The sequence below is a fragment of the Bradyrhizobium diazoefficiens genome (assembly GCF_016616885.1).
Classification (GTDB): domain Bacteria; phylum Pseudomonadota; class Alphaproteobacteria; order Rhizobiales; family Xanthobacteraceae; genus Bradyrhizobium; species Bradyrhizobium diazoefficiens_F.
Genome location: NZ_CP067102.1, coordinates 7,810,397 through 7,834,483, shown reverse-complemented (window position 1 = coordinate 7,834,483; position 24,087 = coordinate 7,810,397). Strand labels below are relative to the sequence as shown.

Annotated in this window: 22 protein-coding genes; 12 read left to right on the top strand and 10 right to left on the bottom strand. The window is 64.5% G+C overall.

The annotated features are described in order from the left end of the window. Window positions 1-12: 12 nt before the first annotated feature. Together ptsP and JJC00_RS36600 are read right to left on the bottom strand one after the other, a co-directional pair. Window positions 13-2,280 carry a phosphoenolpyruvate--protein phosphotransferase gene (gene ptsP, locus JJC00_RS36605; RefSeq protein WP_200470562.1) on the bottom strand — a complete coding sequence of 756 codons (2,268 nt, stop codon included), beginning with the start codon at window positions 2,278-2,280 and terminating at the stop codon, window positions 13-15. A gap of 286 nt (window positions 2,281-2,566) precedes the next feature. After that, on the bottom strand, window positions 2,567-3,823 hold the full coding sequence (locus JJC00_RS36600) for an aspartate kinase (RefSeq protein ID WP_200470561.1): 1,257 nt from the start codon (window positions 3,821-3,823) through the stop codon (window positions 2,567-2,569). 151 nt (window positions 3,824-3,974) lie between these two features. Between JJC00_RS36600 and JJC00_RS36595 the strand changes: the two genes are divergently transcribed. The 3 genes from JJC00_RS36595 to JJC00_RS36585 all read left to right on the top strand — a co-directional run bounded on the left by JJC00_RS36595 (window position 3,975) and on the right by JJC00_RS36585 (window position 6,411). Then, window positions 3,975-4,442, top strand: a complete 468-nt coding sequence (locus JJC00_RS36595) for a PH domain-containing protein (RefSeq protein ID WP_200474352.1) — start codon at window positions 3,975-3,977, stop codon at window positions 4,440-4,442. 14 nt (window positions 4,443-4,456) lie between these two features. Continuing rightward, window positions 4,457-5,230 carry a bifunctional 2-polyprenyl-6-hydroxyphenol methylase/3-demethylubiquinol 3-O-methyltransferase UbiG gene (ubiG, locus tag JJC00_RS36590; protein ID WP_200470560.1) on the top strand — a complete coding sequence of 258 codons (774 nt, stop codon included), beginning with the start codon at window positions 4,457-4,459 and terminating at the stop codon, window positions 5,228-5,230. Window positions 5,231-5,511: 281 nt separating this feature from the next. After that, window positions 5,512-6,411: an EamA family transporter gene (locus JJC00_RS36585; RefSeq protein ID WP_200470559.1), complete on the top strand. Its 900-nt coding sequence runs from the start codon at window positions 5,512-5,514 to the stop codon at window positions 6,409-6,411. Here the strand turns inward: JJC00_RS36585 and JJC00_RS36580 are convergent. From JJC00_RS36580 to JJC00_RS36565, 4 genes are read right to left on the bottom strand one after another with little or no spacing between them, the layout of a single operon-like run. After that, on the bottom strand, window positions 6,408-6,890 hold the full coding sequence (locus tag JJC00_RS36580; protein ID WP_200470558.1) for a DUF1178 family protein: 483 nt from the start codon (window positions 6,888-6,890) through the stop codon (window positions 6,408-6,410). The genes JJC00_RS36585 and JJC00_RS36580 overlap by 4 nt on opposite strands. Then, complete coding sequence (locus JJC00_RS36575; protein ID WP_200470557.1) at window positions 6,887-7,765, bottom strand: carbon-nitrogen hydrolase family protein; 879 nt, start codon at window positions 7,763-7,765, stop codon at window positions 6,887-6,889. Before JJC00_RS36575 ends, JJC00_RS36580 begins: the two co-directional genes overlap by 4 nt. After that, on the bottom strand, window positions 7,762-8,037 hold the full coding sequence (grxC, locus tag JJC00_RS36570) for a glutaredoxin 3 (RefSeq protein ID WP_200470556.1): 276 nt from the start codon (window positions 8,035-8,037) through the stop codon (window positions 7,762-7,764). The genes JJC00_RS36575 and grxC overlap by 4 nt, the downstream gene beginning before the upstream one ends. Before the next feature lie 47 nt (window positions 8,038-8,084). Beyond that, the gene (locus JJC00_RS36565; RefSeq protein ID WP_200470555.1) at window positions 8,085-8,882 is read right to left on the bottom strand and encodes a ComF family protein; all 798 of its coding nucleotides are present in this window, start codon (window positions 8,880-8,882) and stop codon (window positions 8,085-8,087) included. Window positions 8,883-8,946: 64 nt separating this feature from the next. Between JJC00_RS36565 and JJC00_RS36560 the strand changes: the two genes are divergently transcribed. Continuing rightward, window positions 8,947-9,795, top strand: a complete 849-nt coding sequence (locus tag JJC00_RS36560; RefSeq protein ID WP_200474351.1) for a methyltransferase domain-containing protein — start codon at window positions 8,947-8,949, stop codon at window positions 9,793-9,795. Window positions 9,796-9,863: 68 nt separating this feature from the next. On the opposite strand, the gene JJC00_RS36555 is transcribed toward JJC00_RS36560, so the two are convergent. From JJC00_RS36555 to JJC00_RS36545, 3 genes are all read right to left on the bottom strand, one after another. Continuing rightward, the gene (locus JJC00_RS36555; protein ID WP_200470554.1) at window positions 9,864-10,274 is read right to left on the bottom strand and encodes a (deoxy)nucleoside triphosphate pyrophosphohydrolase; all 411 of its coding nucleotides are present in this window, start codon (window positions 10,272-10,274) and stop codon (window positions 9,864-9,866) included. Between the two features lie 9 nt (window positions 10,275-10,283). Then, window positions 10,284-11,525: a bifunctional glutamate N-acetyltransferase/amino-acid acetyltransferase ArgJ gene (gene argJ, locus JJC00_RS36550; RefSeq protein WP_200470553.1), complete on the bottom strand. Its 1,242-nt coding sequence runs from the start codon at window positions 11,523-11,525 to the stop codon at window positions 10,284-10,286. 126 nt (window positions 11,526-11,651) lie between these two features. After that, entirely contained in the window at window positions 11,652-12,566 is a 915-nt protein-coding gene (locus JJC00_RS36545) for a peptidylprolyl isomerase (RefSeq protein ID WP_200470552.1), read from the bottom strand. Between the two features lie 351 nt (window positions 12,567-12,917). On the opposite strand from JJC00_RS36545, the gene secA reads away from it, so the two are divergent. After that, window positions 12,918-15,758 (top strand): preprotein translocase subunit SecA, encoded by a 2,841-nt coding sequence (gene secA / locus JJC00_RS36540; protein ID WP_200470551.1) that lies wholly within the window; start codon window positions 12,918-12,920, stop codon window positions 15,756-15,758. A 214-nt stretch (window positions 15,759-15,972) separates the two neighbouring features. Here secA and JJC00_RS36535 read toward each other — a convergent pair whose 3' ends face one another. Then, window positions 15,973-16,407 (bottom strand): MarR family winged helix-turn-helix transcriptional regulator, encoded by a 435-nt coding sequence (locus JJC00_RS36535; RefSeq protein ID WP_200470550.1) that lies wholly within the window; start codon window positions 16,405-16,407, stop codon window positions 15,973-15,975. 179 nt (window positions 16,408-16,586) lie between these two features. Here JJC00_RS36535 and JJC00_RS36530 point away from each other — a divergent pair, with 179 nt between their 5' ends. The 7 genes from JJC00_RS36530 (at window position 16,587) to JJC00_RS36500 (ending at window position 24,081) form a co-directional block, all read left to right on the top strand. Continuing rightward, on the top strand, window positions 16,587-17,771 hold the full coding sequence (locus JJC00_RS36530; protein WP_200470549.1) for a substrate-binding domain-containing protein: 1,185 nt from the start codon (window positions 16,587-16,589) through the stop codon (window positions 17,769-17,771). Between the two features lie 175 nt (window positions 17,772-17,946). Then, on the top strand, window positions 17,947-19,461 hold the full coding sequence (locus JJC00_RS36525) for an amidase (protein WP_200470548.1): 1,515 nt from the start codon (window positions 17,947-17,949) through the stop codon (window positions 19,459-19,461). A 36-nt stretch (window positions 19,462-19,497) separates the two neighbouring features. Then, window positions 19,498-20,355 (top strand): branched-chain amino acid ABC transporter permease, encoded by an 858-nt coding sequence (locus JJC00_RS36520; RefSeq protein ID WP_200470547.1) that lies wholly within the window; start codon window positions 19,498-19,500, stop codon window positions 20,353-20,355. Between the two features lie 4 nt (window positions 20,356-20,359). Further along, entirely contained in the window at window positions 20,360-21,574 is a 1,215-nt protein-coding gene (locus tag JJC00_RS36515; protein ID WP_200470546.1) for a substrate-binding protein, read from the top strand. Between the two features lie 6 nt (window positions 21,575-21,580). Next, a complete protein-coding gene (locus tag JJC00_RS36510; RefSeq protein ID WP_200470545.1) occupies window positions 21,581-22,672 on the top strand; it encodes a branched-chain amino acid ABC transporter permease in 1,092 nt (363 codons plus the stop codon). Beyond that, window positions 22,662-23,393: an ABC transporter ATP-binding protein gene (locus JJC00_RS36505; protein ID WP_200470544.1), complete on the top strand. Its 732-nt coding sequence runs from the start codon at window positions 22,662-22,664 to the stop codon at window positions 23,391-23,393. Before JJC00_RS36510 ends, JJC00_RS36505 begins: the two co-directional genes overlap by 11 nt. Beyond that, the gene (locus JJC00_RS36500; RefSeq protein ID WP_200470543.1) at window positions 23,386-24,081 is read left to right on the top strand and encodes an ABC transporter ATP-binding protein; all 696 of its coding nucleotides are present in this window, start codon (window positions 23,386-23,388) and stop codon (window positions 24,079-24,081) included. The genes JJC00_RS36505 and JJC00_RS36500 overlap by 8 nt, the downstream gene beginning before the upstream one ends. Window positions 24,082-24,087 lie beyond the last annotated feature (6 nt).

Sequence of the window (24,087 nt, the reverse complement as noted above, 5' to 3'; positions counted from 1 at the left end):
ACGGCAGGCCCGCTACAACGCCAGGCCTTCGGTCTCGGCAAATTCCGTCAGCTTCTGCCGGATCGAGACGCTCCCCGCAGGCGCATCCAGCAGCGGCCCAAGCATCGCTTCGGCCTTCTTGGCGTCGAGGTCGATCACCATCGCCTTGACCGGGCCGAGCGCGGTCGCCGACAGCGACAACGAACGGTAGCCCATCGCGATCAACGCCAGCGCGCCGATCGGCTTCGAGGCCATCTCGCCGCAAAGCGACAGCGACTTCTGCGCCGCCAGGGACTTGCGCGCCACGTCGCGCAGCGCGCGCAGGATCGGCGTCGACATGGTGTCGAAGCGTTCGGAGACCTTGGGATTGCCACGGTCGACCGCGAACAGGAACTGGAACAGATCGTTGGAGCCGACCGAGATGAAGTCGACCTTCTTCAGTAGTTCGTCAAGCTGGTAGAGCAGCGCCGGCACCTCGACCATGGTGCCGATGTCGATGCGCTCCGGCAGCGTGTGGCCGTGCTGGCGCAGATAAGTCAGCTCGCGCTCGACCAATGCCTTTGCCGAATCGAACTCGGCGACCTCCGAGATCATCGGGAACATGATACGCAGCGCGCGGCCGCCGCCGGCGCGCAGCAACGCGCGGATCTGGCCACGCAACAGGCCGGGACGGTCGAGTCCGAGCCGGATCGCGCGCCAGCCGAGCGCAGGATTCTCCTCGATCACCGTCTCCATATAGGGCAGCGCCTTGTCGCCGCCGATGTCGAGGGTGCGGAAGGTGACGGGCTTGGTGCCTGCGGCATCCAGCACGGCGCGGTAGAGCGCGAGCTGGTCGCTGGTGCGCGGCAGGCTCTGGCCGACCATGAATTGCAACTCGGTGCGGAACAGCCCGATGCCGGCGCTGCCGGTGTCTTCGATATGCGGCAGATCGATCGCAAGGCCCGCGTTGATCAGGAGCTCGACCTTCTGGCCGTCCTTGGTAACGCAGGGCCGGTCACGCAGCGCCAGATATTGCGCCTGGCGGCGGGCACGGAAGCGCACGCGCTCGGCGTAGGCGGCCTCGACTTCCTGCGAGGGCCGCACATAGATCGCGCCCGAGGTGCCGTCGACGATGATGGCGTCGCCGGGGTCGGCGATGCCGGGCGCGTTCGGGACCTCGCCGACGGCGGGAATGCCGAGCGCGCGCGCCACGATCGAAACGTGGGAGTTGGCGGTGCCTTCCTCCAGCACGATGCCGCGCAGGCGCTTGCGGTCATAGTCGAGCAGCGCCGCCGGTCCCATCGCGCGTGCGATGACGATGGCGTTGTCGGGCATCTGCTCACGTGAGGGCGCATGGTCCTGGCCGACCAGCTGCCGCATCAGGCGATAGCCGAGATCCTCGAGATCGTGCAGCCGGTCGCGCAAGTAAGGATCGGTCACGCGCAGCATGCGGGCGCGGGTGTCGGATTGGACGCGCTCGACCGCGGCTTCCGCGGTGAGGCCGGTGGCGACCGCCTCGTGCAGCTTGTGCGACCAGCCCTGGTCGTTGGCGAACATGCGGTAGGCTTCGAGCACGTCGCGATGCTCGCCGCCCTCGGCGACATCGCCACGCTCCAGCATGCGGTCGAGATCCGAGCGCAGCTTGGCGAGCGCGGTGTCGAGCCGCTTGATCTCCTTCGGCAGATCCTCGGCGATGTAGTCCTTGATGACGACGCGCGGCTCGTGCAGCACGACATGGCCGAGCGCGATGCCTTCCGAGAGGATCGCGCCGGCCTTCTGGGTGGAATGGCGCGCTGCGGGCTCGGCGCCGGGTTGGGCGAGCGCGGACAATTCGCCCGAGGCGATCAGCTCCGCCAGCACCATGGCGGTGGTTTGCAGCGCTTCGAGCTCTTCCTCGACATAGGTGCGCTTGGCGCGATTCTGCACCACCAGCACGCCGAGCGTATTGCCGGCGCGCAGGATCGGCACACCGAGGAACGAGTGGTAAATCTCTTCGCCGGTTTCGGGGCGGAACGAGAAGGCCGGATGGCTTTGGGCGTCGTTCAGATTGAGCGGCGTCGCCTCGCTGGCGACGAGGCCGACCAGGCCCTCATGGGCACTCAGCACGGTATGGTGCACGGCCTCGCGGTTGAGGCCTTCGGTGGCGTAGAGCTCGAGGGTGTTGTCGATGCGCAGCACATAGACCGAGCACACCTCGGCCACCATGTTGGCGGCGATCAGCACCACGATCTTGTCCAGCCGCTCCTGGGCCGAGACCTGCTCCGCCATGGTTTCGCGGAGCCGTCTCAACAAGACGCGGGGACCTCCCGACGCGCTCCGCATGAACCGTCAATCTCCTCCGTCTGCCCGGCCCGGCGATATTGGCCGGCGGCTGGCCCAAAATTCCAGAAAAACAATCAAATTGTCTGTCCGGCCCAGGCGCAAACTCAAATCTGCTCAAGATTTTGCGCTTGCACCGAATCAGCAGCCTGAACTGGGACACAGTCTGCGGCAGCCCACCCTGTTCGCCGTATAGCGAATTGAGGCTTGTTTTGCCAAGCAAAACGCCTGCCAAACGCGAAGGTGTGTACACCTTCGCGTTTGCTGCAACCGCTAAGAGAAAATTAGTCTAAGTCTGATCGAGGCCGTAGAGCGTGTGCAGGGTGCGCACCGCAAGCTCGGTATAGGCGGCGTCGATCAGAACCGAGAATTTGATCTCGGAGGTTGTAATGGCCCGGATGTTGATGTTCCGTCCGGCGAGGGCCGAAAACGCCTGGGCGGCGACGCCGGCATGGCTGCGCATGCCGCTGCCGATCACCGAGATCTTGGCGACGTCGGTCGCGGTATCAAGCCTGATATAGCCGATCGTGGCCTTGGCGGCGGTAATCGTGTCCTTGGCGCGGTTGTAGTCGGCCGCCGGCACCGTAAAGGTGAGGTCGGTGGTCTTGCCGTCCTCGGACACGTTCTGAACGATCATGTCGACGTTGATATTGGCTTCCGCGAGCGGGCCGAAGATCGACGCGGCCACGCCGGGCTTGTCCTCGATCTGGCGCACCGAGATCTGGGCCTCGTCCTTTGAAAAGGCGATGCCGGTGACGACGTGGCTTTCCATGATCTCCTCCTCGCTGCAGATCAGCGTGCCGGGCGGCTGGTTGGCATGCGGGTCGATATCCTCGGGCTTGTCGAAGCTCGAGCGGACGAAGATCGGCATGTTGTGGACCATGCCGAGTTCCACCGAGCGCACCTGGAGCACTTTCGCGCCCTGGGAGGCCAGTTCCAGCATGTCCTCGAACGCGATCTTGTCGAGCCTTTTGGCCTTCGGCACGATTCGCGGGTCGGTGGTGTAGACGCCGTCGACGTCGGTGTAGATGTCGCAGCGGTCGGCCTTGACGGCGGCCGCGATCGCCACGGCCGAGGTGTCGGAGCCGCCGCGGCCGAGCGTGGTGATCCGGTTGGTCTTGGGATCGATGCCCTGGAAGCCGGCGATGACCGCGACCTCCTTGCGATCCCTGAAACGAATGATGATCTCGCTGCCGTCGATGTCCTCGATCCGGGCCGAGGCATGGGCGTCGCTGGTCTTGATCGGGATCTGCCAGCCCTGCCAGGAGCGGGCCTGGATACCCATGCCCTGGAGCACGATGGCCAGCAGGCCCGAGGTCACCTGTTCGCCGGAGGCGACGACGGCGTCATATTCGCGCGCGTCGTGCATCGGCGAGGCCTCGGTGCACCAGGCCACCAGCTCGTTGGTCTTGCCGGACATCGCGGAGACGACCACGGCCACCTCGTGGCCGGCGTCGACCTCACGCTTCACATGGCGTGCGACGTTGCGGATACGTTCGATGTTGGCGACGGACGTGCCGCCGAATTTCATCACGAGGCGGCTCATGACGACGCGTGCATTCCTTCATAAGGATCAGTATGGTGACCCGCGCTGGACGGACGCCTCGCGGATTCCGACCGCGCGTATACAGAGGGGCGGGGCCGGGGGCAAGCGGGTTCCTGCGGGGTCCAATCCGGGCAATGGGTTAATCGAGGTTATGGCGCGCTATATTGACGAGATCCTGCAACCGGGCGAGCGGGTGCTGTATTCGACCAATGCGCACTGGATCTTCTATTTGCCGGCGATTCTGGCCTGGATCGTGGCCGTGGCCTTATTTGTCCTTTCTCGCCAGAGCGACATCTACAGCGTGATGATCATCTGCCTGTTCGGCTCCGGCCTGGTGGCGCTGGCCGCCATGTTCTGGACCGTGAAGGGCTGGTTCCATCGCTTCACCACCGAGACCGACGTCACCAACCTCCGGGTTGTCCACAAGACCGGCTTCATCAAGCGCCGCACGTTTGAAATGGCGCTGGACAAGGTCGAGAGTGTCGACGTCGATCAGACGATTCTTGGACGAATTCTCAACTACGGCGACGTGACCATTCGCGGCGTCGGCGAGGGGATCGAGACGATCAAGACCATCGCCTCGCCGCTGGCCTTCCGTAGTTCGATCACCACGCGGTAGGACCGCGCGTCACCATGAGCATGCAGCAAGATACTTCCGCATCAGTAAGCCCCCCGCCGGGCTCGACCGTCGACGCCGCCGAGATCGCCAAATTCTCAAAGCTCTCGGCCGAGTGGTGGGATCCCAAGGGCAGGATGGCGCCGCTGCACCGGATCAATCCGCTGCGGCTCGGCTATATCCGCGACGCCGCCTGCCGCAAGTTCGAGCGCAATGTGCGCAGCCTCAATTGCCTCGGCGGCCTGCGCGTGCTCGACATCGGCTGCGGTGCCGGCCTGCTGTGCGAGCCGCTGTCGCGGCTGGGCGCACAGGTCATCGGCGTCGATCCGTCGGCCAGCAACATCGCCGCGGCGAAGCTGCATGCCGGCAAGAGCCATCTGTCGATCGACTATCGCTGCACCACGGTGGAGGAGATCGACCCGCGCGAGCGCTTCGACATCGTGCTGGCGATGGAGGTGATCGAGCACGTCGTCGACGTCGGCGTCTTCCTCAAGCGCTGCGCCTCGATGCTGAAGCCCAACGGCCTGATGGTCGTGTCCACCCTCAACCGCAATTGGAAAAGCTTTGCGCTCGCCATCGTCGGCGCCGAATACGTCCTGCGCTGGCTGCCGCGCGGCACTCATGAGTGGAACAAGTTCGTGACCCCCGACGAGCTGACGAAATATCTCCTCGACAGCCGCCTCGTCATCACCGAGCAGACCGGCGTCGTCTACTCCCCCTTCGCCGACAAATGGATGCTCTCGTCGGATATGGACGTGAACTACATGGTGGTGGCGGAAGGGATGGTGTGAGGGCCTGCGGCCTGCAGGGCTCCGCCGCTTCACCACCAAAGGCGTCGTCCTGGCGAAAAGCCAGGACCCATTACCTCAGAGAGAAGTTGAAGCGCGAAGCTCGCAACCATGAGCCTACGCAATACTGCTCCCTGGGGTAATGGGTCCTGGATCTGCGCTTCGCTTGTCCAGGACGACGGCGGAGTTTGTTGCGGGAGCATCGCTCCTATGACGTGAGCATGATTGACCTGCCGCCACGCCATCGGCAGTTTGCATCGACACTTCTGTAGTAGCCCCCACCCATGCTCACCATCACCAGCCTCTGGATTCCCTTCACCGTCATTGCTGCGCTCGGCCAGGTCGCGCGCAATGCGATGCAACGGTCGCTCACGAAGCCGCTGGGGACCTGGGGCGCGACCAATATCCGCTTCCTGTTCGGCTTCCCGTTCTCGCTGCTGTTTTTAGCCGTTGTGCTGGTCGCGACCGGCGACCATCTCGACATGCCGCCGACGGTGTTCTGGCCGTGGCTGCTGCTCGGGGCACTCAGCCAGATTGTCGGGACGGGCCTCATGTTGCTCGCGATGAACGACCGCTCCTTTGTGGTGACGACCGCCTATCTCAAGACCGAGGCGATCCAGACCGCGATTTTCGGCTTCGTCTTCCTCGGCGATCACCTCACCTGGCTCAAGGTGCTGGCCATCGTGGTCGCGACCGTCGGCGTCGTCATCACCGCGCTGCGGCCCGGCGGCGAGAAGAGTTTTGCGGAATTGAAGCCGACCATCCTGGGACTCGTGGCGGCCGCGGCGTTCGCCCTGTCCGCGGTCGGCTTCCGCGGCGCCATCATCACCGTGCCCGGCGTGTCCTTTGTGACGGCGGCCTCGTTCACGCTGGTGCTGGGCCTGCTCGCGCAGACGGCGATTCTGACGATCTATCTGCTCTGGCGCGCGCCGAAGGTGCTCCAGGCGATCCTCGGCCTGTGGAAGCCGTCGCTGTTTGCCGGCTTCATGGGCGCCTTCTCGTCGCAATTCTGGTTCCTGGCCTTCGCGCTGACGGCCGCCGCTAATGTCCGCACGCTCGCGCTGATCGAGGTGCTGTTCGCGCAAGCAGTGGCGTACTACTCGTTCAAGCAGCCGATCGCGCCGCGCGAGCTTGCCGGCATCGCGCTGATCATTTTCGGCGTTGCGGTGCTGGTGGGGGCCTAGTTCCGGTCTTCCGGCAATGTCGGCAGCGGCGACACTTCGATACCCTCGTCGATCAGCGACTTGGCCTCGTCGGGCGAGGCCTCGCCGTAGATCGGGCGGTGCTCCTTGTCGCCGTAATGCATTGCACGGGCTTCGTTCGCAAAGCGCTCGCCGACATTGTCGGCGTTCTTCACGATGTGATCCCGCAGTTCCTTCAGCTTGGCGCGGAGCTCACGCTCCTGCGCCATCATCAGCGAGGTCGATCCGGACGGCGCAGCCTCGGGCGCGGTGGTCGTTGCCGGCTCCGGCGGCGGTGTTGCGGGTCCACGCCCCTTTTTGCCGACGATGCGCGGCGCCATGATCGCCTTGTCGATCTTGGTGGAGCCGCAGATCGGGCAGGTCACGAGCTTGCGCTTCACCTGCGAATCGTAAGCCGACGAACTCTGGAACCAGCTCTCGAATTGGTGGTCGCGGTCGCAATGGAGCGCGTAGCGGATCATGCCGATCCCCGCACCAGATGCAGATGATCCGGCCCGGCCTTGGGATCGGAGACGCCGAAGCGGCGGCCGTGCTGGAGCGAGGGGATCGCGCGGCGCGCGGTCTCGACCTTGGCCGGATCGATCGTGGCCATGATGATGCCGGGCTCGACATCGCCCTCGGCGAGGATCTCGCCCCAGGGATCGATGATCAGCGAGTGGCCATAGGTCTCGCGCTTGTTCTCGTGGATGCCTGCCTGGGCAGCCGCGAAGATGAAGCAGCCGGTCTCGATCGCGCGCGACCGCAGCAGGATGTGCCAATGCGCCTCGCCGGTCTTGCGGGTGAAGGCCGAGGGCACGGTGATGAACGAGGCGCCGCTCTCGGCCAGTGCGCGGTAGAGCGCGGGGAAGCGCACGTCGTAGCAGATCGTCAGCCCGACGCGGCCCCAGGGCAGGTCGGAGATCACGGCGGTCTCGCCCGGCTGGTAGTTGGCGGATTCGCGATAGCTCTCGCCGTCCGGCAGCTCGATGTCGAACATGTGAATCTTGTCGTAGCTCGCGAGCACATTGCCCTCGGGCCCGATCAGGAAGGAGCGGTTGACCGCCTTCTCCGGCGAGAAGCGCAGCGCCAGCGAGCCGACATGGATGTGGATCTTCAGCTCGGCCGCGAGCGCGCGATACGCCTTCAGCGAGGCGTCGTTCTCTTCGCTCTGGAGATGCTCGAACAGCGCCTTGCGGTTCACCTGCATCATGTTGCTGACTTCGGGCGTCTGCGCGTAGTCGGCGCCGCTGGCCGCGGCCTGCCGGATCAGTTTTGTTGCCTGTGCGAGGCTCGGCTCGGGCACCAGCCCGGTGCGCATCTGCACCATGGCGGCAGTGAAGGTCCTGTTGTCGCTCATGAGACCGCCTTGATGCTTTCGAGCAGGCCGTCGAGCTTGCCTTCGCGATCGAGCGCGTAGAGGTCGTCGCAGCCGCCAATATGGGTTCCGCCGATCCAGATCTGCGGGAAGGTCGAGCCTTCGCCGGCGCGGTCGTACATCTCCTCGCGCCAGGACGGGTTCTTGGCGACGTCGAATTCCGCGAAGGTCGCCTTCTTGCGGTTCAGAAGCGACCTGGCCGCGGAACAATAGCCGCATCCCGGCCTGGTGTAGATCTCGACAGCAGCGGTCATGGCGTCCAGCGCTCTCATGTCATGAATTTATTGAATTATATGGGAGTTTACCGGCTCTCGACAACCCGGGCAAAGACCAGCACGTCGACCTGGGCTGCCTTTGCGCGAAGCAAAGCGCGTGCGCAGGCATCCAAGGTCGCACCTGAGGTCAGGACATCATCGACAAGGATGATACGCCGGCCCTGGATCTCGGCCTGACGGTCGGGGGATACCTGGAATGCGCCCTGCACATTGGTGGCGCGCTGGGCCCGCGATAGGCCGATCTGCTGCTCGGTGGCGCGCACCCGGCGCAGCACCTCGCCACGCACCTTGATCCCGCTCTGCCGCGCGATGATGTGCGCCAGCGCGCCGGACTGGTTGTAGCGGCGGCGCCAGGCCCGGCGCCAATGCAGGGGCACCGGCACCAGCATGTCGGCGCCGGCAAGCAGCTCGCCGCCCGCGCGCGCCATCCAGCGGCCCATGGCGGGCGCCAGATCCGTGCGATCCTGGTATTTCAGTGCATGCACCAGCGTGCGCGCGACATCGTCATAGCGCACCGCCGCGCGTGCCCGCTGATAAGCCGGCGGACTCGCGATCGCCTCCATCGACAGCATATCGGGGCCGGGATCATAGACGAAGGGAATGCCGAGCCGCGGACAATAGGGCCGCTCGATGAAGGACAGCCGCGACCAGCAGGCCGCGCACACGCCTTCACCATCGACCGGCTCGCGGCAGGACACGCACAAGGTCGGCAGCGCAATGTCGAGCGCCAGCCGCGCCGCGCGCGACAGCGCGTGGCGGCCAGCCGTCCATGCGGCTCGCAAGGGTGCGGCGATGGAGCGGGTGGGGGCGGCGTTGGCGTCCATGGCGGGAGGCTAGCGCCGCATGCACCGGATTGCCAGAACCGTCGTGATCGGCGTAACCAGCAGCATGGCCCAGAACCCGCAGACCCCGCCCGCCTTGTTTGATCGCGCATTGCTGCATGCGCGGCAGCAGCGCGCGCAGGCGCAGGGGCCGGCCTCCTTCCTGCTCGATCGGGTCGCCGAGGACATGTCCGACCGGCTGGCTGCGGTGATGCGCGAGTTTCACGCCCCGGTCGATCTCTGGACGCCCGGTGAGGGGCTCGCGGGGCTGCGGGCGCGGCTGCCTTCCATCGAACGGATCGCGCTCGATGCAGCGGGTGCGGAGAAATTGCCGTTCGCGCCGGAGAGCCTCGATCTTGTCGTTTCCGCGCTGGCGCTGCAATTCGTCAACGATCTTCCCGGCGTGCTCGCGCAGGTTCGCGGCGCGCTGAAGCCGGACGGGCTGCTGCTCGCCGCGATGATCGGCGGCGATAGCCTCACCGAGCTGCGCCAGGCCTTTGCCGCGGCAGAGGCCGAATGCGAAGGCGGCGTGTCGCCGCGCGTGGCGCCGTTCGCCGACTTACGCGACATCGGCGCACTGTTGCAGCGGGCAGGCTTTGCGTTGCCGGTCACCGACATCGATCGCGTCGTGGTGCGCTATGGCACCGCGTTCGCCCTGATGCAGGATATCCGCCGCATGGGCGCGGCCAATGTGCTGATCGAGCGGCGGCGTGCGCCGAGCCGGCGCGCGACGCTGCTGCGCATGGCCGAAATCTACGCCGAGCGCTTTGCCGATGCCGACGGCCGCATCCGCGCGACCTTCGACATCATCTGGCTCTCGGGCTGGGCGCCGCATGCAAGCCAGCAGCAGCCGCTGAAGCCGGGATCGGCGAAAGCGAGCATGGCGGAGGCGGTGAAGAAGGCGGGGGAGAAGTAGTTGGTCATTCCGGGGCGATGCGTAGTTCGCGCTTTCGTGCGCCCCGGGATGACGATGCAAGAGCATCGTCACATCAGCAAATCAATCAAATGCGGGATCAGCGGAATGTCCGCGGGCGGCATTGGATAGTCGCGCAGCTTGTTGGCGCGGACCCAGGCGAGATTCTGGCCTTCGCGGGCTTCGACGATCCCTTCCCAGCGCCGGCAGATGTAGAGCGGCATCAAGAGATGAAAGGTCTCGTAGCCGTGGCTCGCAAAGGTCAGCGGCGCCAGACAGGGCTCGGCGACGGTGATGCCGAGCTCCTCATGGAGCTCGCGGATCAGGCTCTGCTCCGGCCGCTCACCGGGTTCACACTTGCCGCCGGGAAATTCCCAGAGTCCCGCGAGCGTCTTGCCTTCGGGGCGCTGCGCGATCAGGACGCGCTTGTCGGCGTCGACCAGCGCACACGCCACCACCAGTGTCAGCTTGAGATCGGCCATCGGCTCCGCTTAAGACCTGTAATCCCCGTTGATCGCGACATATTCCTTGGTGAGGTCGCAGGTCAGCACGCGGTCGCGGCCCTTGCCCAGGCCGAGGGAGACCTTGATCGCGATCTCCGGGGCCTTCATCGCTTCCGACACCTGGGCCTCGTCATAGGACGGATCGCGTGCGCCGCTCTTGGCGACGCGGATGCCGTTGAAGGCGATCGACAGCTTGTCGCGATCGGCCGGCTCGCCGGCCTTGCCGACCGCCATCACCACGCGACCCCAATTGGCGTCCTCGCCGGCGATTGCGGTCTTCACCAGCGGCGAGTTGGCAATCGACATCGCGATCTTGCGCGCGGAGACCTTGGTCTTGGCGCCCTCGACGGTGATCTCGACCAGCTTGCGCGCACCTTCGCCGTCGCGGGCGACCTGCTCGGAGAGGTTGGCGAGGATCTGGTTGAAGGCCTTGGTGAAGGCCTTCAGGCGCGGATCGGTGGCGCGGCTGATCTTTGGTGCGCCGTGCGCGGCGGCGGCGCCGGTCGCAAACGCCAGCAGCGTGTCCGAGGTCGAGGTGTCGCCGTCGATCGTCACCGCATTGAAAGTGTCCTCGACGCCGGCCTTGAGCAGCGCCTGCAGCGCGGCGGGCGCGATCGGCGCGTCGGTGAAGATAAAGGACAGCATTGTCGCCATGTCGGGGGCGATCATGCCGGCGCCCTTGGCCATGCCGTTGATGGTGATCTTGGCCTTGCCGAGCTTCACGGTCGCGGTCGCGACCTTGGGGAAGGTGTCGGTGGTCATGATCGCCTTGGCGGCGGCGAGGTAATCGCCGGCCTCGGCGGTCTCGGCGAGGCGTCCCAGCACGCCGTCGAACTTGGTCGCGTCCAGCGGCTCGCCGATCACGCCGGTCGAGGCCAGGAAGATCTCGCTCTCGCTGCAGCCGACGGCCTTGGCCGCGATCTTCGCGGTCAGGGCGGTGGAGCCGCGGCCGGTCTTGCCGGTGAAGGCATTGGCATTGCCGGAATTGACGACCAGCGCGCGTGCCTTGCCGCCCTTCAGCTTGGCGCGGCACCATTCGACCGGGGCGGACGGGCACTTCGACTTGGTGAAGACGCCGGCCACCGCCGTGCCCTTGTCCATGATCGCCAGCAGCACGTCCGTGCGGTTCTTGTAGCGGATGCCGGCCTCGGCCGTCGCGAGACGGACGCCCGCGATCACGGGCATGTCGGGAACGTTCTTCGGGGCGAGCGGGGAGACGGATGAGGACATCGCTTGTGCCTTGGTGAGGTCTGGATATGCAGATGGCCGGGCCTCCAGTGCGACGTGCTGCGCACTTTAGGCCCGGCCATTGCGATGCTTAGATACTCTTGGCGTCACCGAAGTGACAGCAGATTTTTACTTCTTGGCCGGAGGAGCCATCTTGCTGTCGGAGGGCTTCGCCGCATCGGCCGGCTTGGCGTCTGCCGCCGGCTGGTCCGTCCGCTCGACCTTGGCTTCGGCACGCAGCTTGGCGACGTAGTCGGCCTGGGCCTTGCGGGTGACGTACTGCTCGATCTGGGGCTTGACCTGGTCGAACTCCGGCGCCTTGCGATTGCGCTTTTCCTCGACCTTGATGACGTGCCAGCCGAACTGCGACTTCACGGGATCGGAGATCTTGCCCGGCTCGAGCGCGAACGCGACGGTCGAGAATTCGGGCACCATCTGTTCCTTGGTGAAGAAGCCGAGATCGCCGCCGTCGGCGGAGCCCGGATCCTTCGACTTCTTCTTGGCCAGCTCGGCGAAATCCGCGCCCTTGTCGAGCTCGGCCTTCACCGCCTTGGCCTCGTCCTCTGTCTCGACCAGGATGTGGCGGGCGCGCACTTCCTGCTCGCCGGTGATCTGCTTGGAGGCCTCCTCATAGACCTTCTTCATGGCGTCGTCGTTGGTCGCGGCCTTGCCCTCCTGGGCCAGCAGGCTGTCCATCAGCAGGCGGTTGCGGGCGAACGCCATCCGCTTCTTGAATTCCTCGCCGTCGGCGACCTTCTTGTCCTCGGCGGCCTTGGCCACGATCTTCATGTCGATCAGGAACGACAGGACGTTCTCGTCCTTGGTCGCCGGGTCCATCTGGGCGAGGCTCGGTCCAAGCTCCTCCTCGGCCATGGCGACGTCACTCTTCTTGATTTCAACGCCATTGACCTTGGCCAGAACGGGATCGTCGGCCGCCCGGAGCGGGCCGGCGACCGCCAGGGACAGCGCCAGGGCAAAGCAGCCAGCCAGGGCGGACGCGTGGCGGAAACGCTGGCCGGTGGTTACCGGGAACGAGGTGGTCATGCAAAATCCTTATGTTGAAGCAGGGCTGCTTAAGCCGGGCGGACACTCGCCCAATTCAGGGGGGCTTGGCAACGCGAAAAGTCTGTCAAAATGATGAATTAGCCGCAATGCGCCCGCCGTTGACAAGGCCCTGACCGGGCCATATCTCTGCCCGGTCGCGACCATGGCGAGGGCGTTTGTTTTGCTGCGTTTTTGGCCGTTGAACCCAGACTAGCCCAATTCCCACCCATATGGCGGATGACCCCCGCAGTCCGGGCTCTGACGCCAACAGGCGTCACGGTGTGTTGATAGGCAGATGGGTGACAACTTCTTGGCTGCAACGCGGTTAAATCGCGAACACAGGAACTAGGCATGATCGGCGCGCTCGCCCGCAAGTTTTTCGGCTCCGCCAACGACCGGCGGGTGAAGGGATACCAGTCCCGCGTCAGCGCGATCAACGCGCTGGAGGCGGAGGTCTCGAAGCTCTCCGACGAGGCGCTCAAGGCCCGCACGGTCGAGTTCAAGAAGCAGCTCGCCGAGGGCAAGACGCTCGACGACCTGCTGGTGCCCGCCTTCGCCACCGTGCGCGAGGCCGCCAAGCGCACGCTCGGCCAGCGCCATTTCGACGTCCAGCTGATCGGCGGCATGGTGCTGCATGAGGGCGACATCGCCGAGATGAAGACCGGCGAAGGCAAGACGCTGGTGGCGACGCTCGCGGTCTACCTCAACGCGCTCGCCGGCAAGGGCGTCCACGTCGTCACCGTCAACGACTACCTCGCCCGCCGCGACTCCGGCTGGATGGGCCAGATTTACGGCTTCCTCGGCCTGACCACCGGCGTCATCGTCCACGGCCTCGACGATGCCGAGCGCAAGGCGGCCTATGCCTGCGACATCACCTACGGCACCAACAACGAATACGGCTTCGATTATCTGCGCGACAATATGAAGTACCGGCTCGAGGACATGGTCCAGCGGCCGCACTTCTACGCCATCGTCGACGAAGTCGACTCCATCCTGATCGACGAAGCCCGCACGCCGCTGATCATCTCCGGCCCGCTCGACGATCGCTCGGACTTCTACAACACGATCGACGGCTTCCTGCCCAAGCTCGACAAGAGCGACTACGAGGTCGACGAGAAGCAGCGCACGGTGACGCTGACCGAAGCCGGCATGGAGAAGATCGAGACGTTGCTGCGCGATGCCGGCCAGCTCAAGGGCGAGTCGCTCTACGACGTCGAGAACGTCTCCGTCGTGCACCACATCAACCAGGCGCTGCGCGCCCACACGCTGTTCACCCGCGACAAGGACTACATCGTCCGCGACGACGAGGTCGTGATCATCGACGAGTTCACCGGCCGCATGATGGCCGGCCGGCGGTATTCCGAAGGTTTGCACCAGGCGCTGGAAGCCAAGGAGCACGTCCAGGTCCAGCCGGAAAACCAGACGCTGGCTTCGATCACTTTCCAGAACTATTTCCGGATGTACGAAAAGCTCGCCGGCATGACCGGCACGGCGCTCACCGAAGCCGACGAGTTGTTCGACATCTACAAGCTCGAGGTCGTGGAAATCCCGACCAACCTGCCGGTCGCCCGTCTCGACGAGGACGACGAGGTCTATCGCACTCAGAACGAGAAATACGCCGCGATCCTTTCCGAGATCGAGCGCGCCAATTCGCGGCTGCAGCCGGTGCTGGTCGGCACTGCCTCGATCGAAAAATCGGAAGTGATCGCCGAATACCTCAAGAAGCACGGCTATCGGCAGATCGATTTCGGCAACGAAAATTCGATGCAGAAGCTGTACGCCGCGGCGCGCGCCAACAAGCCGGCAAAGCTGTTCGCGGTCCTGAACGCGCGCTTCCACGAGCAGGAAGCCTACATCGTCGCCGAGGCCGGCGTGCCCGGCGCGATCACGATCGCGACCAACATGGCCGGCCGCGGTACCGACATCAAGCTCGGCGGCTCGCTCGATATGCGCATCCAGCAGGAGACCACCGGCATCGAGGACGAAGCCGAGAAGGCCAAGAAGATCGAGCAGATCAAGGCCGACATCGAGCACTTCCGCGACATCGTGCTGAAGGCCGAGGAGACCGTCGAGATCGAGCCGGCCAAGGGCTCGAAGCCGGCCAAGACCGTCAGGAAGCCGGGCGGCCTCTACATCATCGGCTCGGAGCGGCATGAATCCCGCCGCATCGACAACCAGCTGCGCGGCCGTTCCGGCCGCCAGGGCGACCCCGGCCGCTCAAAGTTCTTCCTGTCGCTGGAAGACGATCTGATGCGCATCTTCGGCTCGGATCGCCTTGACAGCATGCTCCAGCGTCTCGGCCTGCAAGAGGGCGAGGCCATCATCCATCCCTGGATCAACAAGGCCTTGGAGAAGGCGCAGCAGAAGGTCGAGGCGCGCAACTTCGACATCCGCAAGAACCTGCTCAAGTTCGACAACGTCCAGAACGACCAGCGCAAGGTGATCTTCGACCAGCGCGTCGACCTGATGAAGGACGACAGCGTCGCCGAGACCGTCACCGACATGCGCCATGCCTTCATCGACGACCTCGTCGCCAAGCACGTGCCCGAGCATGCCTATGCCGAGCAGTGGGACGTCGCCGGCCTGAAGGAAGAGCTGAAGCGCGTGCTCGATCTCGATCTGCCGGTCGACGATTGGGCCAAGGAAGAGGGCATCGCCGACGAGGAGCTGCTCAAGCGCATCGAGACCCGCGCGGACGAGCACATGGCGGCCAAGGTCGGGCAATGGGGCCCCGACGTGATGCGTTACGTCGAGAAGACCATCCTGCTGCAGACGCTCGACCATCTCTGGCGCGAGCACCTGATCATGCTCGACCATCTGCGTCAGGTCATCGGCCTGCGCGGCTACGGCCAGCGCGATCCGTTGCAGGAGTACAAGACCGAGGCCTTCAACCTCTTCCAGGAGATGAGCGCGCATCTGCGCGAGGCCGTCACCGCGCAGTTGATGCGCGTCGAGATCGTCCCGCCGGAGCAGGAAGCCCCGCTGTTGCCGCAGATGGAAGCGCACAAGCTCAACCCGGATACCGGCGAAGACGAGATGGCACTTGCCAGTGTCACGCTCGCCCCGCAGGCCACCGACGCGGCGCTGCGCGATCCCAAGAACCCGGCAAGCTGGGGCAAGGTCGGCCGCAACGAGGACTGCCCCTGCGGCTCAGGCAAGAAGTACAAGCATTGCCACGGGCGGTATGCGTAAGGTTAGCTGCGCTGTCATGCACGTGAGGCGCTGAGCGCTCGCCTCAGCCTCCACTGTCGTCGTCCGGCTTGACCGGGCGACCCAGTACGCCGCGGCCTTTCGATTCAACAACGACGGTCTCTGGAATACTGGATCGCCCGATTAAATCGGGCGACGACGGCTGAGTGTGTGGTGTGCAGCTATCGCGTCGGCGAGAAAGCGCAAAGGCGCCCCCTTAGTTCGAGCTATCGATCAAGCTCTCCAGCAGCCGCTTCAGCTCGCTCGTCGACTTGTCACCGTAGCTCTCCAGGATGTGCTCTTCCTGGTCGACCGCGAGCGAGTTGAGTTTCCGACACAGCACCTTGCCGCGGTCGGAGATGAACATCAGCACCTTGCGACGGTCGTTCGGGTCCTGCACGCGATAGACCAACGTGTCGGAGACCATGCGGTCGATCATCTTGGTCAGCGTCGGGTGGTTGAGCAGCACGGCGTCTGCAAGCTCGCCCATCGAATGGCCATCGCCGTCCGACAGCACTTTCAGGATGCGCCACTGCTCGACGGGAACCCCCTCTTTGCTCAACCGCAGTTCGAGCTGCCGGTTGATCTCCCGGTTAGCTTGCGCGAGCAGATAAGCGAGGTGTTCGGTGATTGGAGCGTTCGGTTTTGCCACGGCTAAGACTTCGTCTTGACCCAAATGAGTGAATGTCTTGCAATCAATGCTGCTTCTATATGCACTTCAATTCTTGAATATACAATATTTTCAAAATAGGATGATTGCACAACAAAAGGGCGGATGCCGCGGCCGCCTGCTCAATGTGCTTTCAGGTCTGGTACCAGACAGGAGTTGGCGTGCGCGCGACGGTAAACTTCCCGGCTCACGGCGGTCCGGCGTTGCCGCCGTCCCTGCTGTTCAGGAATCTGTCGTCATCGGCGGCTGACGGTGCGTTGTCGCCGAGCGATCACGCCTTCTTCAAGCGACGCGGCGCGAACAGGCTGCGCATTGGCGGCTTCATTTGCTGCACGGGATCGCCCGGCGTCTGGGGGCCCTGCGCGACCAACAGTGCGCAACTCGCCGTCGCCGAGATCAACAAGCGCGGCGGCATTCTCGGCCGCGAGGTCGAGCTGTCCGTTTACGACGCCGGCGGCCCGCTCGACGAGGTGCTGAACCGCGCCGAGCAGGCGATCGCCTTCGACGAGGTCGACCTCATCGTGGGGCTGCACACCAGCGCCGTCCGCGTCGGCCTGCGCGACGTCACCACGCGTCATCGCATCCCCTATATCTATACCCCGGTCTATGAAGGCGGCGAGCGCACGCCCGGTGTCATGGCGATCGGCGAGACGCCGCGCTGGCAGAGTCGGCCGTCGATCCACTGGCTCGCGGACGTCAAGAAGGCCTCGCGCTGGTACCTGATCGGCAGCGATTACGTCTGGCCCTGGCAATCGCACCGCGCCGTCAAGAGCTACATCAAGGAAACCGGCGGCCACGTCGTCGGCGAGGAGTTCGTTCCCCTCGGCGAAGACAATCACGAGCCGCATCTGGCGCGCATCCGTGCCGCGAGGCCCGACGTCGTGCTGATCTCGCTGATCGGCACCGACAGCAGCGCGTTCAATCGCGCCTTCGGCGAATGCGGCTTGGGTGCCACCACGCTGCGGCTTGCGGGCGCCATGGACGAGACCGTGCTGCTCGGCATCGGCGCCGACAACAGCGAGAACATGTTTTGCGCCTCCGGCTATTTCACCGGCACCGGCGCGCGCGCCAATGACGACTTCCAAAGCCGCTATTGCGCGATGTTCGGGCCGAATGCGCCGCCGATCGGCTCGGTCGGACAATCCAGCTACGAAGGCCTGCGCTTTCTCGAAGCGGTCGCCAACAAGGCCGGCACCTTGGCGTTGGGGCCGATGGTCGCAGCCGGCCGCAACATCGTCTACAGCGGCGCCCGCGGACCGGTTACCGTCCGCAACGGGCACGCGCGAATGCCGATGCATCTCGCCGCGGCCGATGGTCTCGACTTCAAGCTGATCAAGCCGATCTGATAGGCGCGGCAATCGTTGTGCTCGACATTGCAAAATAATACTTGAAAAGGAAAATATTTCCGTTTTGAATGTTTGGGCGAGGCCGGTGGTGCGTGCGTCGTGCCGGGGCGGCCGCGCCCAACGTTCAAAGAGAGCGTTTCAAGAGACCCGTTTCAAGAAACTTCAGGAGAGCGCCGTGACAGTTGTCCTTCCCACGCCAGCCCAACTTCGCAGCATCGCCGAGCAGTGCGGCCTCGCGCTGACCGACGACGACGTCGCCTCGTTCCGCGGCCTGATGCAGGGCTCGATCGATGCCTACAATCTTGTCGGCGCGATGCCGGACGAGGTGCCAGAGGTCAAATATCCGCGCACGCCGGGCTACCGGCCCTCGGCGGAAGAGAACCCACGCAACGCCTGGTACCGCAAATCGACGGTCAAAGGCGCCGCCAGCGGCAAGCTCAAGGGCAAGACCGTCGCGCTGAAAGACAACATCATGCTCGCCGGCGTGCCCATGATGAACGGCTCGGCGACGCTCGAAGGCTATGTTCCCGATTTCGACGCCACCGTCGTCACGCGCATCCTGGACGCCGGCGGGGAAATCCGCGGCAAGACTCACTGTGAATCCTTCTGCATGTCCGGCGGCAGCCACACCGGAGCGGTCGGCGCCGTTCATAATCCCCATAAGATGGGCTATTCCGCCGGCGGCTCGTCCTCCGGCTCAGGCGTCGTCGTCGCCTTGGGCGAAGTCGACATGGCGATGGGCGGCGACCAGGGCGGTTCGATCCGCATGCCGTCCTCGTTCTGTGGCACCTACGGCATGAAGCCGACCTGGGGTCTCGTACCCTACACCGGCATCATGCCGATCGAGATTTTCGTCGATCATACCGGCCCGATGACGGCGACCGTCGCCGACAACGCGCTGCTGCTCGAAGTGCTCGCCGGCGATGACGGCTACGATCCCCGCATCAAGGCGCCGAAGGTCGAGGAATACACCAAGGCGCTCGGCCAGGGCGTCAGGGGTATGAAGATCGGCATTTTGAAGGAAGGTTTCGAGCAGGCGACGGCCGAGGCCGCCGTCAATGAAAGCGTGCGCGAGGCCGCCAAGCGCTTCAAGGATCTGGGTGCGACGGTCGAGACCGTTTCGATCCCGATGCATCTCGTCGGCCCCGCGATATGGACGCCGATCGGCACAGAGGGCATGACCCAGACCATGATGTATGGCGATGGCTATGGTCTTAGCCGCGCCGACCTCTACTCGACCACGCTGATGGATTTCCACCGCGGCTGGCGCCGGCAGGCGGACTCGCTGTCCGAGACGACAAAGCTGTTTTTGATGCTGGGCACCTACATCAACAACACCTTTGGCCCCCGCTACTACGGCAAGGCGCTCAACATCTCGCGGCGCCTGACCGCGGCCTATGACAAGGCCTTTGGGGATTACGATCTTCTCTTGCTGCCGACGACGCCGATGAAGGCGACCAAGCTGCCGGAACCCACGGCCAGCCGCGAGGACTACGTCGCGCGTGCGCTGGAGATGATCTCCAACACCGCGCCGTTCGACATCACCCATCATCCCGCGATGTCGCTGCCGTGCGGCATGGTCGACGGCCTGCCCGTCGGCCTGATGCTGGTCGGCCGGATGTTCGAGGAATCCACCATCTACCGTGCCGCGCACGCCTTCGAGCAGATCGGCGACTGGAAGAAGATGTGAGCGAGGCATTGATGCAGACGGACGGAACAGCATCGCATGGCTAACGCGTTCGTCGCGGCGTTCGAAATCCTGAGCTTTGGCGCGATCATCGTCCTGATCGTGCTGGGGCTTGGGATCATCGCCAGCATGATGGGCATCTTCAACTTTGCGCAGGGCGAGTTCGTCCTGCTCGGGGCCTACATTACCTACCTCGCTTATGCCAAGGGCCTGCCGATCTGGGCCGGCATGGTCGCTGCGCCCTTCGTCGTTGGCGCACTCGGCTTCGTGCTGGAAGCGCTGATCATCCGCCGCTTCTACGCCGCGCCGATCGTCGCCATGCTCGGCACCTACGCGCTCGGCCTGATCATCCGCGAATCCGTGCGCGGCCTGATCGGCGGTTTCTATCTCACCGTGCCCGAGCCGATCGGCGGCTCGATCGATATCGGCACCATGCATATCTCGGCCTGGCGCTTCACCATCATTGTCATCACGCTGCTGGTCATGGTGGGCTGCTATCTCCTGTTGTCGCGCACGAGCTTTGGTCTTCGCATGCGCGCGACGCTGGAGAACCCGTCGCTGGCGCGCGCGTCGGGCATTTCCACGCCTTTGATGTACGGCGCCACCTTTGCCTTTGGGTCGGCGCTTGCCGGCCTCGCCGGGGCGCTGATCGTGCCGGTGTTCAGCCTCTATGCCGATCTCGGCATCCGCTTCCTGATCCAGGGCTTTGTCGCCGTCATGGTCGGCGGTGTCGGCTCCTTTATCGGTCCGGTCGCCGGCGCCGGTGTGATCGGCACGCTCAGCGCCGCGCTGCCCTGGGTCATGGCTCCCGTGGTCGCCGATGTCCTCGTCTTCGTTCTCGCCATTGCCTTCATCAAATTCCGCCCGCAGGGCCTCATCGCTGGAAAAGGGGTTTAGTCACATGTTTGATCGTCAGCTCTCACGCCGCCGCTTTTTGTCCAATTTCGCTTTCGCATCCGGTGCGGTCGCGACCGGGGTTGGGAGCTGGGTGATCCCGGCGCCCTGGGCCAACGCGGCCGAAGCCCCGATCAAGGTCGGTATCGCCACCGATCTCACCGGTCCGATCGCCTACGCCGGCAATGCCGACGCCAACGTCGCAAAAATGGTGATCAAGGAGATCAACGCCTCGGGCGGTCTGCTCGGCCGTCCGCTCGAGCTCTACATCGAGGACACCGCCTCCAACGAATCCGTCGCGGTCGGCAACGTGCGCAAGCTGATCCAGCGCGACAAGGTCGACATGGTGCTCGGTGGCATCACCTCGTCGATGCGCAACGCGATCAAGGATCCGATCGTGGCGCGCGGCAAGACGCTCTACATCTATCCGCAGCTCTATGAGGGCAAGGAATGCACGCCCTATCTGTTCTGCACCGGACCGACGCCGGCGCAGCAATGCGACGACTTCATTCCCTGGCTGATCAAGAACGGCGGCAAGAAGTTCGCGCTGCCGAGCGCCAATTATGTCTGGCCGCACACGCTCAACGTCTATGCGCGCAAGGTGATCGAAGCCAATGGCGGCGAGGTCGTGTTCGAAGAGTATTACCCGCTCGACCAGGTCGACTTCTCAGCAACCGTCAACCGCATCATCTCCAACAAGGTCGATGTCGTCTTCAATACCGTCATCCCGCCGGGTGTCGGCCCGTTCTTCAAGCAGCTCTATGAAGCGGGCTTCCTCAAGAACGGCGGCCGCCTGGCGTGCGTCTACTACGACGAGAACACGCTCAACATCAATCAGGCCGCCGAGATCGAGGGCCTCGCGAGCTGTCTCGACTATTTCAAGGTGCTGACCAAGGAGAATCCGTTCGACGCAAAAATCCAGGCGGCCTACGAGAAGGATTTTCCGGGCAACTTCCTGTTCGCCGCCGGCAGTGCGGCGACCGGCACCTATCGCGGCCTCAAGCTGTGGGAAGCCGCGGTCAAGGAAGCCGGCAAGGTCGACCGTGACTCGGTTGCCACTGCGCTCGACCATGCCAAGATCGCCGAAGGTCCGGGTGGACCGGCCGAGATGGTGCCGGGCAAGCGGCACTGCAAGATGAAAATGTACACCGCCGTCGCCAAGGCCGGGAACTATGAGATCGTCGGACGCAGCGACGGTCTCGTCGATCCCAAGGAATGCTAAGGTCAAATGCCGAAGTCGATGGGCGCAGTGAAACAGGCGATCCCCGCCGAGATCGGCGGGGAGACGGACGTCGCAATGGCTGAACGCAGAACTGCGACCCAAGCTGTCGCGGGACGAAAAGTCCTGCCGATCGTAGAGGGCGTGGTGCTCGTCGCCGCGCTGGTCGCGCCGTTGGTGCTGCAGGATTACCTCACGGTGTTCGCAACGCGCGTGATCATCCTCGCACTGTTTGCGCTGTCGTTCGATCTGGTGTGGGGCTATGCCGGCATCATGAGCTTTGGCCAGGCGCTGTTCTTCGGCTCGGCCGGCTATGGCGTCGCGCTGCTCGCGCGCGACCTCGACATCACCAACATCTTTCTGGTGCTGCCGGCCGGCACGCTGATCGGCCTCACCTTCGCGTTGCTGCTCGGCGGCTTCCTGCTGCTGGGCCGGCATCCCTCCAGCGTGATCTTCGTCTCGCTGGGTACGCTGACCGGCTCCTACGCGGCCGATCGCCTCGCGCGCGGCTGGTACTATCTCGGCGGCCAGAACGGCATTCCCTCGATCTCGTCAATGACGCTCGGGGGTTACGAGTTCTCCGAGGGACCACCGTTCTATTATCTCGTGCTCGGCATCCTCGTCGTGGTCTACCTGCTCTGCCGCTTCCTGGTGCGCTCGCAGTTTGGTCTCGCGCTCGCCGGCCTGCGCGAGAACGAGCAGCGCATTGCCTTCTTCGGCTACAAGGCGCAGCACCTGAAGGCGATCATCTTCGCGATCGGCGGCGCCATCGCAGGCCTGGCCGGCAGTCTCTATGCGTTCCACGAAGGCTTTGTGTGGCCCAACATGGTCGGCGTCGTGGTCTCGACGCAAGTGGTGCTTTACGTGCTATTCGGCGGCTCCGGTACGCTGATCGGCGCCGTCATCGGCACCGTGATCGTCGAGGGCGTCAGCTTCTGGCTGTCGGACAATTACCGCGACATCTGGCCGATCATTTTGGGATTGCTGCTGCTGCTCGTGATCCTGTTCCGGCCGCTCGGCCTGATCAGTTTTGTGCTTGGCGAACGCGAGCGGGTCGGCAGCTTCGGTGCTACACGCAAGGAGAAGCAAAATGCTCCTTGAAGCCGCGGGCATCTCAAAGATCTTCGGCAAGCTCACCGCGCTCGACGGCGCCGCGCTCACCGTCGGCGAGAACGAGTTTCACGGCCTGATCGGCCCCAACGGCTCCGGCAAGAGCACGCTGATGAAGTGCATCGCCGGCGCCGAAGTGCCGACGCAGGGTAAGGTCTCCTTCGTCAATACCGACATCACCGCGTACACGCCGACCGAGCGGGCGCGGGCGGGCATGAGCCTGAAATTCCAGATCACCAGCGTGCTGCCGTCGCTGACGCTCTACGACAACATCCTGCTCGCGCTGCAGGCGCAGTCCTCGCTGCTCGATCTCGTGTTTTCGCGCACGAGAGCTGCGCTGCATGATCAGGTCATGACCATGCTGACGCAATTCCGTCTCGCCGACCGCGCCTTCGATGCGGCGGCCGCGCTGTCGCACGGCCAGCAGCAATGGCTGGAGATCGCGATGGCACTCGCGGGCAGACCCAAACTCCTTTTGCTCGACGAGCCGACCGGCGGCATGAGCCTGGAGGAGCGCCGCGTCACCGGCGAACTGCTCCAGCCGATCAAACAACATTGCTCGCTCGTCATCGTCGAGCACGACCTCGATTTCATCCGCGACATCTGCGATCGCCTCACCGTGCTCGACCAGGGCAAGGTGCTGGCATCGGGCACCGTGTCCGAGATCCAGGCCAACACATCCGTCCAGGAGATTTATCTGCGCCGTGCCTGAATTTTTGGACATCAAGCATCTCGACGCCGGCTATGGCCGCAGCCAAGTCCTGTTCGACCTCAATCTCGGCATTCCCTGGCGCGGCGGCGTTGCGGTGCTCGGGCGCAATGGCGCCGGCAAGACCACGCTGATGAAGACCATCATCGGCGAGCTGCCGGCATGGAAGGGCGAGGTCGGCTTCGACGGCCGCGACATCAGCCGCCGCCGGCCCGAAGAGCGCGTTCGCGCCGGCATCGGCTACGTGCCGCAGGAGCATTCTGTGTTCGCGCGCCTGTCGGTGCGCGACAATCTCGCCGTCGGCTCGCTTTTCAACAAGGATACCACCGCGGTCGACCGCGTGCTGACCATCTTCCCGAAACTCGGCCAGCGCCTCGACCAGCCCGCCGGCACGCTCTCCGGCGGCGAGCGCAAGATGCTCGCCATCGGCCGCGCCATGCTGGGTGATCCTAAATTGCTGCTGCTGGACGAGCCGACCGAAGGCGTCTGGATTGGCGTGATCGAGGAGATCACCGAGCGCCTGATCGAGCTCGCGAAAAACATCGCCGTCATCATCGTCGAGCAGCACCTCGACCTCGCGCTCCGCGTGGCCGATTACGCCTACGTGCTCGACCGCGGCCGCGTTGCGCTGCAGGGCGCCGCAGGCGAGGTGAGGGGCAATCCGGAGCTGATGCGGTACCTGGCGCCGTAGGTATTC

Bases quoted from the DNA above. Each gene is read 5' to 3' on its own strand.
- JJC00_RS36520 (WP_200470547.1), top strand. From the start codon at position 19,498: ATGGCTAACGCGTTCGTCGCGGCGTTCGAAATCCTGAGCTTTGGCGCG.
- JJC00_RS36505 (WP_200470544.1), top strand. From the start codon at position 22,662: ATGCTCCTTGAAGCCGCGGGCATCTCAAAGATCTTCGGCAAGCTCACC.
- ptsP (WP_200470562.1), bottom strand. From the start codon at position 2,280: ATGCGGAGCGCGTCGGGAGGTCCCCGCGTCTTGTTGAGACGGCTCCGC.
- JJC00_RS36565 (WP_200470555.1), bottom strand. From the start codon at position 8,882: ATGGACGCCAACGCCGCCCCCACCCGCTCCATCGCCGCACCCTTGCGA.
- JJC00_RS36545 (WP_200470552.1), bottom strand. From the start codon at position 12,566: ATGACCACCTCGTTCCCGGTAACCACCGGCCAGCGTTTCCGCCACGCG.
- JJC00_RS36555 (WP_200470554.1), bottom strand. From the start codon at position 10,274: ATGGCCGATCTCAAGCTGACACTGGTGGTGGCGTGTGCGCTGGTCGAC.
- JJC00_RS36600 (WP_200470561.1), bottom strand. From the start codon at position 3,823: ATGAGCCGCCTCGTGATGAAATTCGGCGGCACGTCCGTCGCCAACATC.
- grxC (WP_200470556.1), bottom strand. From the start codon at position 8,037: ATGACCGCTGCTGTCGAGATCTACACCAGGCCGGGATGCGGCTATTGT.
- secA (WP_200470551.1), top strand. From the start codon at position 12,918: ATGATCGGCGCGCTCGCCCGCAAGTTTTTCGGCTCCGCCAACGACCGG.
- JJC00_RS36595 (WP_200474352.1), top strand. From the start codon at position 3,975: ATGGCGCGCTATATTGACGAGATCCTGCAACCGGGCGAGCGGGTGCTG.
- JJC00_RS36575 (WP_200470557.1), bottom strand. From the start codon at position 7,765: ATGAGCGACAACAGGACCTTCACTGCCGCCATGGTGCAGATGCGCACC.
- JJC00_RS36515 (WP_200470546.1), top strand. From the start codon at position 20,360: ATGTTTGATCGTCAGCTCTCACGCCGCCGCTTTTTGTCCAATTTCGCT.
- JJC00_RS36580 (WP_200470558.1), bottom strand. From the start codon at position 6,890: ATGATCCGCTACGCGCTCCATTGCGACCGCGACCACCAATTCGAGAGC.
- ubiG (WP_200470560.1), top strand. From the start codon at position 4,457: ATGAGCATGCAGCAAGATACTTCCGCATCAGTAAGCCCCCCGCCGGGC.
- JJC00_RS36585 (WP_200470559.1), top strand. From the start codon at position 5,512: ATGCTCACCATCACCAGCCTCTGGATTCCCTTCACCGTCATTGCTGCG.
- JJC00_RS36510 (WP_200470545.1), top strand. From the start codon at position 21,581: ATGCCGAAGTCGATGGGCGCAGTGAAACAGGCGATCCCCGCCGAGATC.
- argJ (WP_200470553.1), bottom strand. From the start codon at position 11,525: ATGTCCTCATCCGTCTCCCCGCTCGCCCCGAAGAACGTTCCCGACATG.
- JJC00_RS36560 (WP_200474351.1), top strand. From the start codon at position 8,947: ATGGCCCAGAACCCGCAGACCCCGCCCGCCTTGTTTGATCGCGCATTG.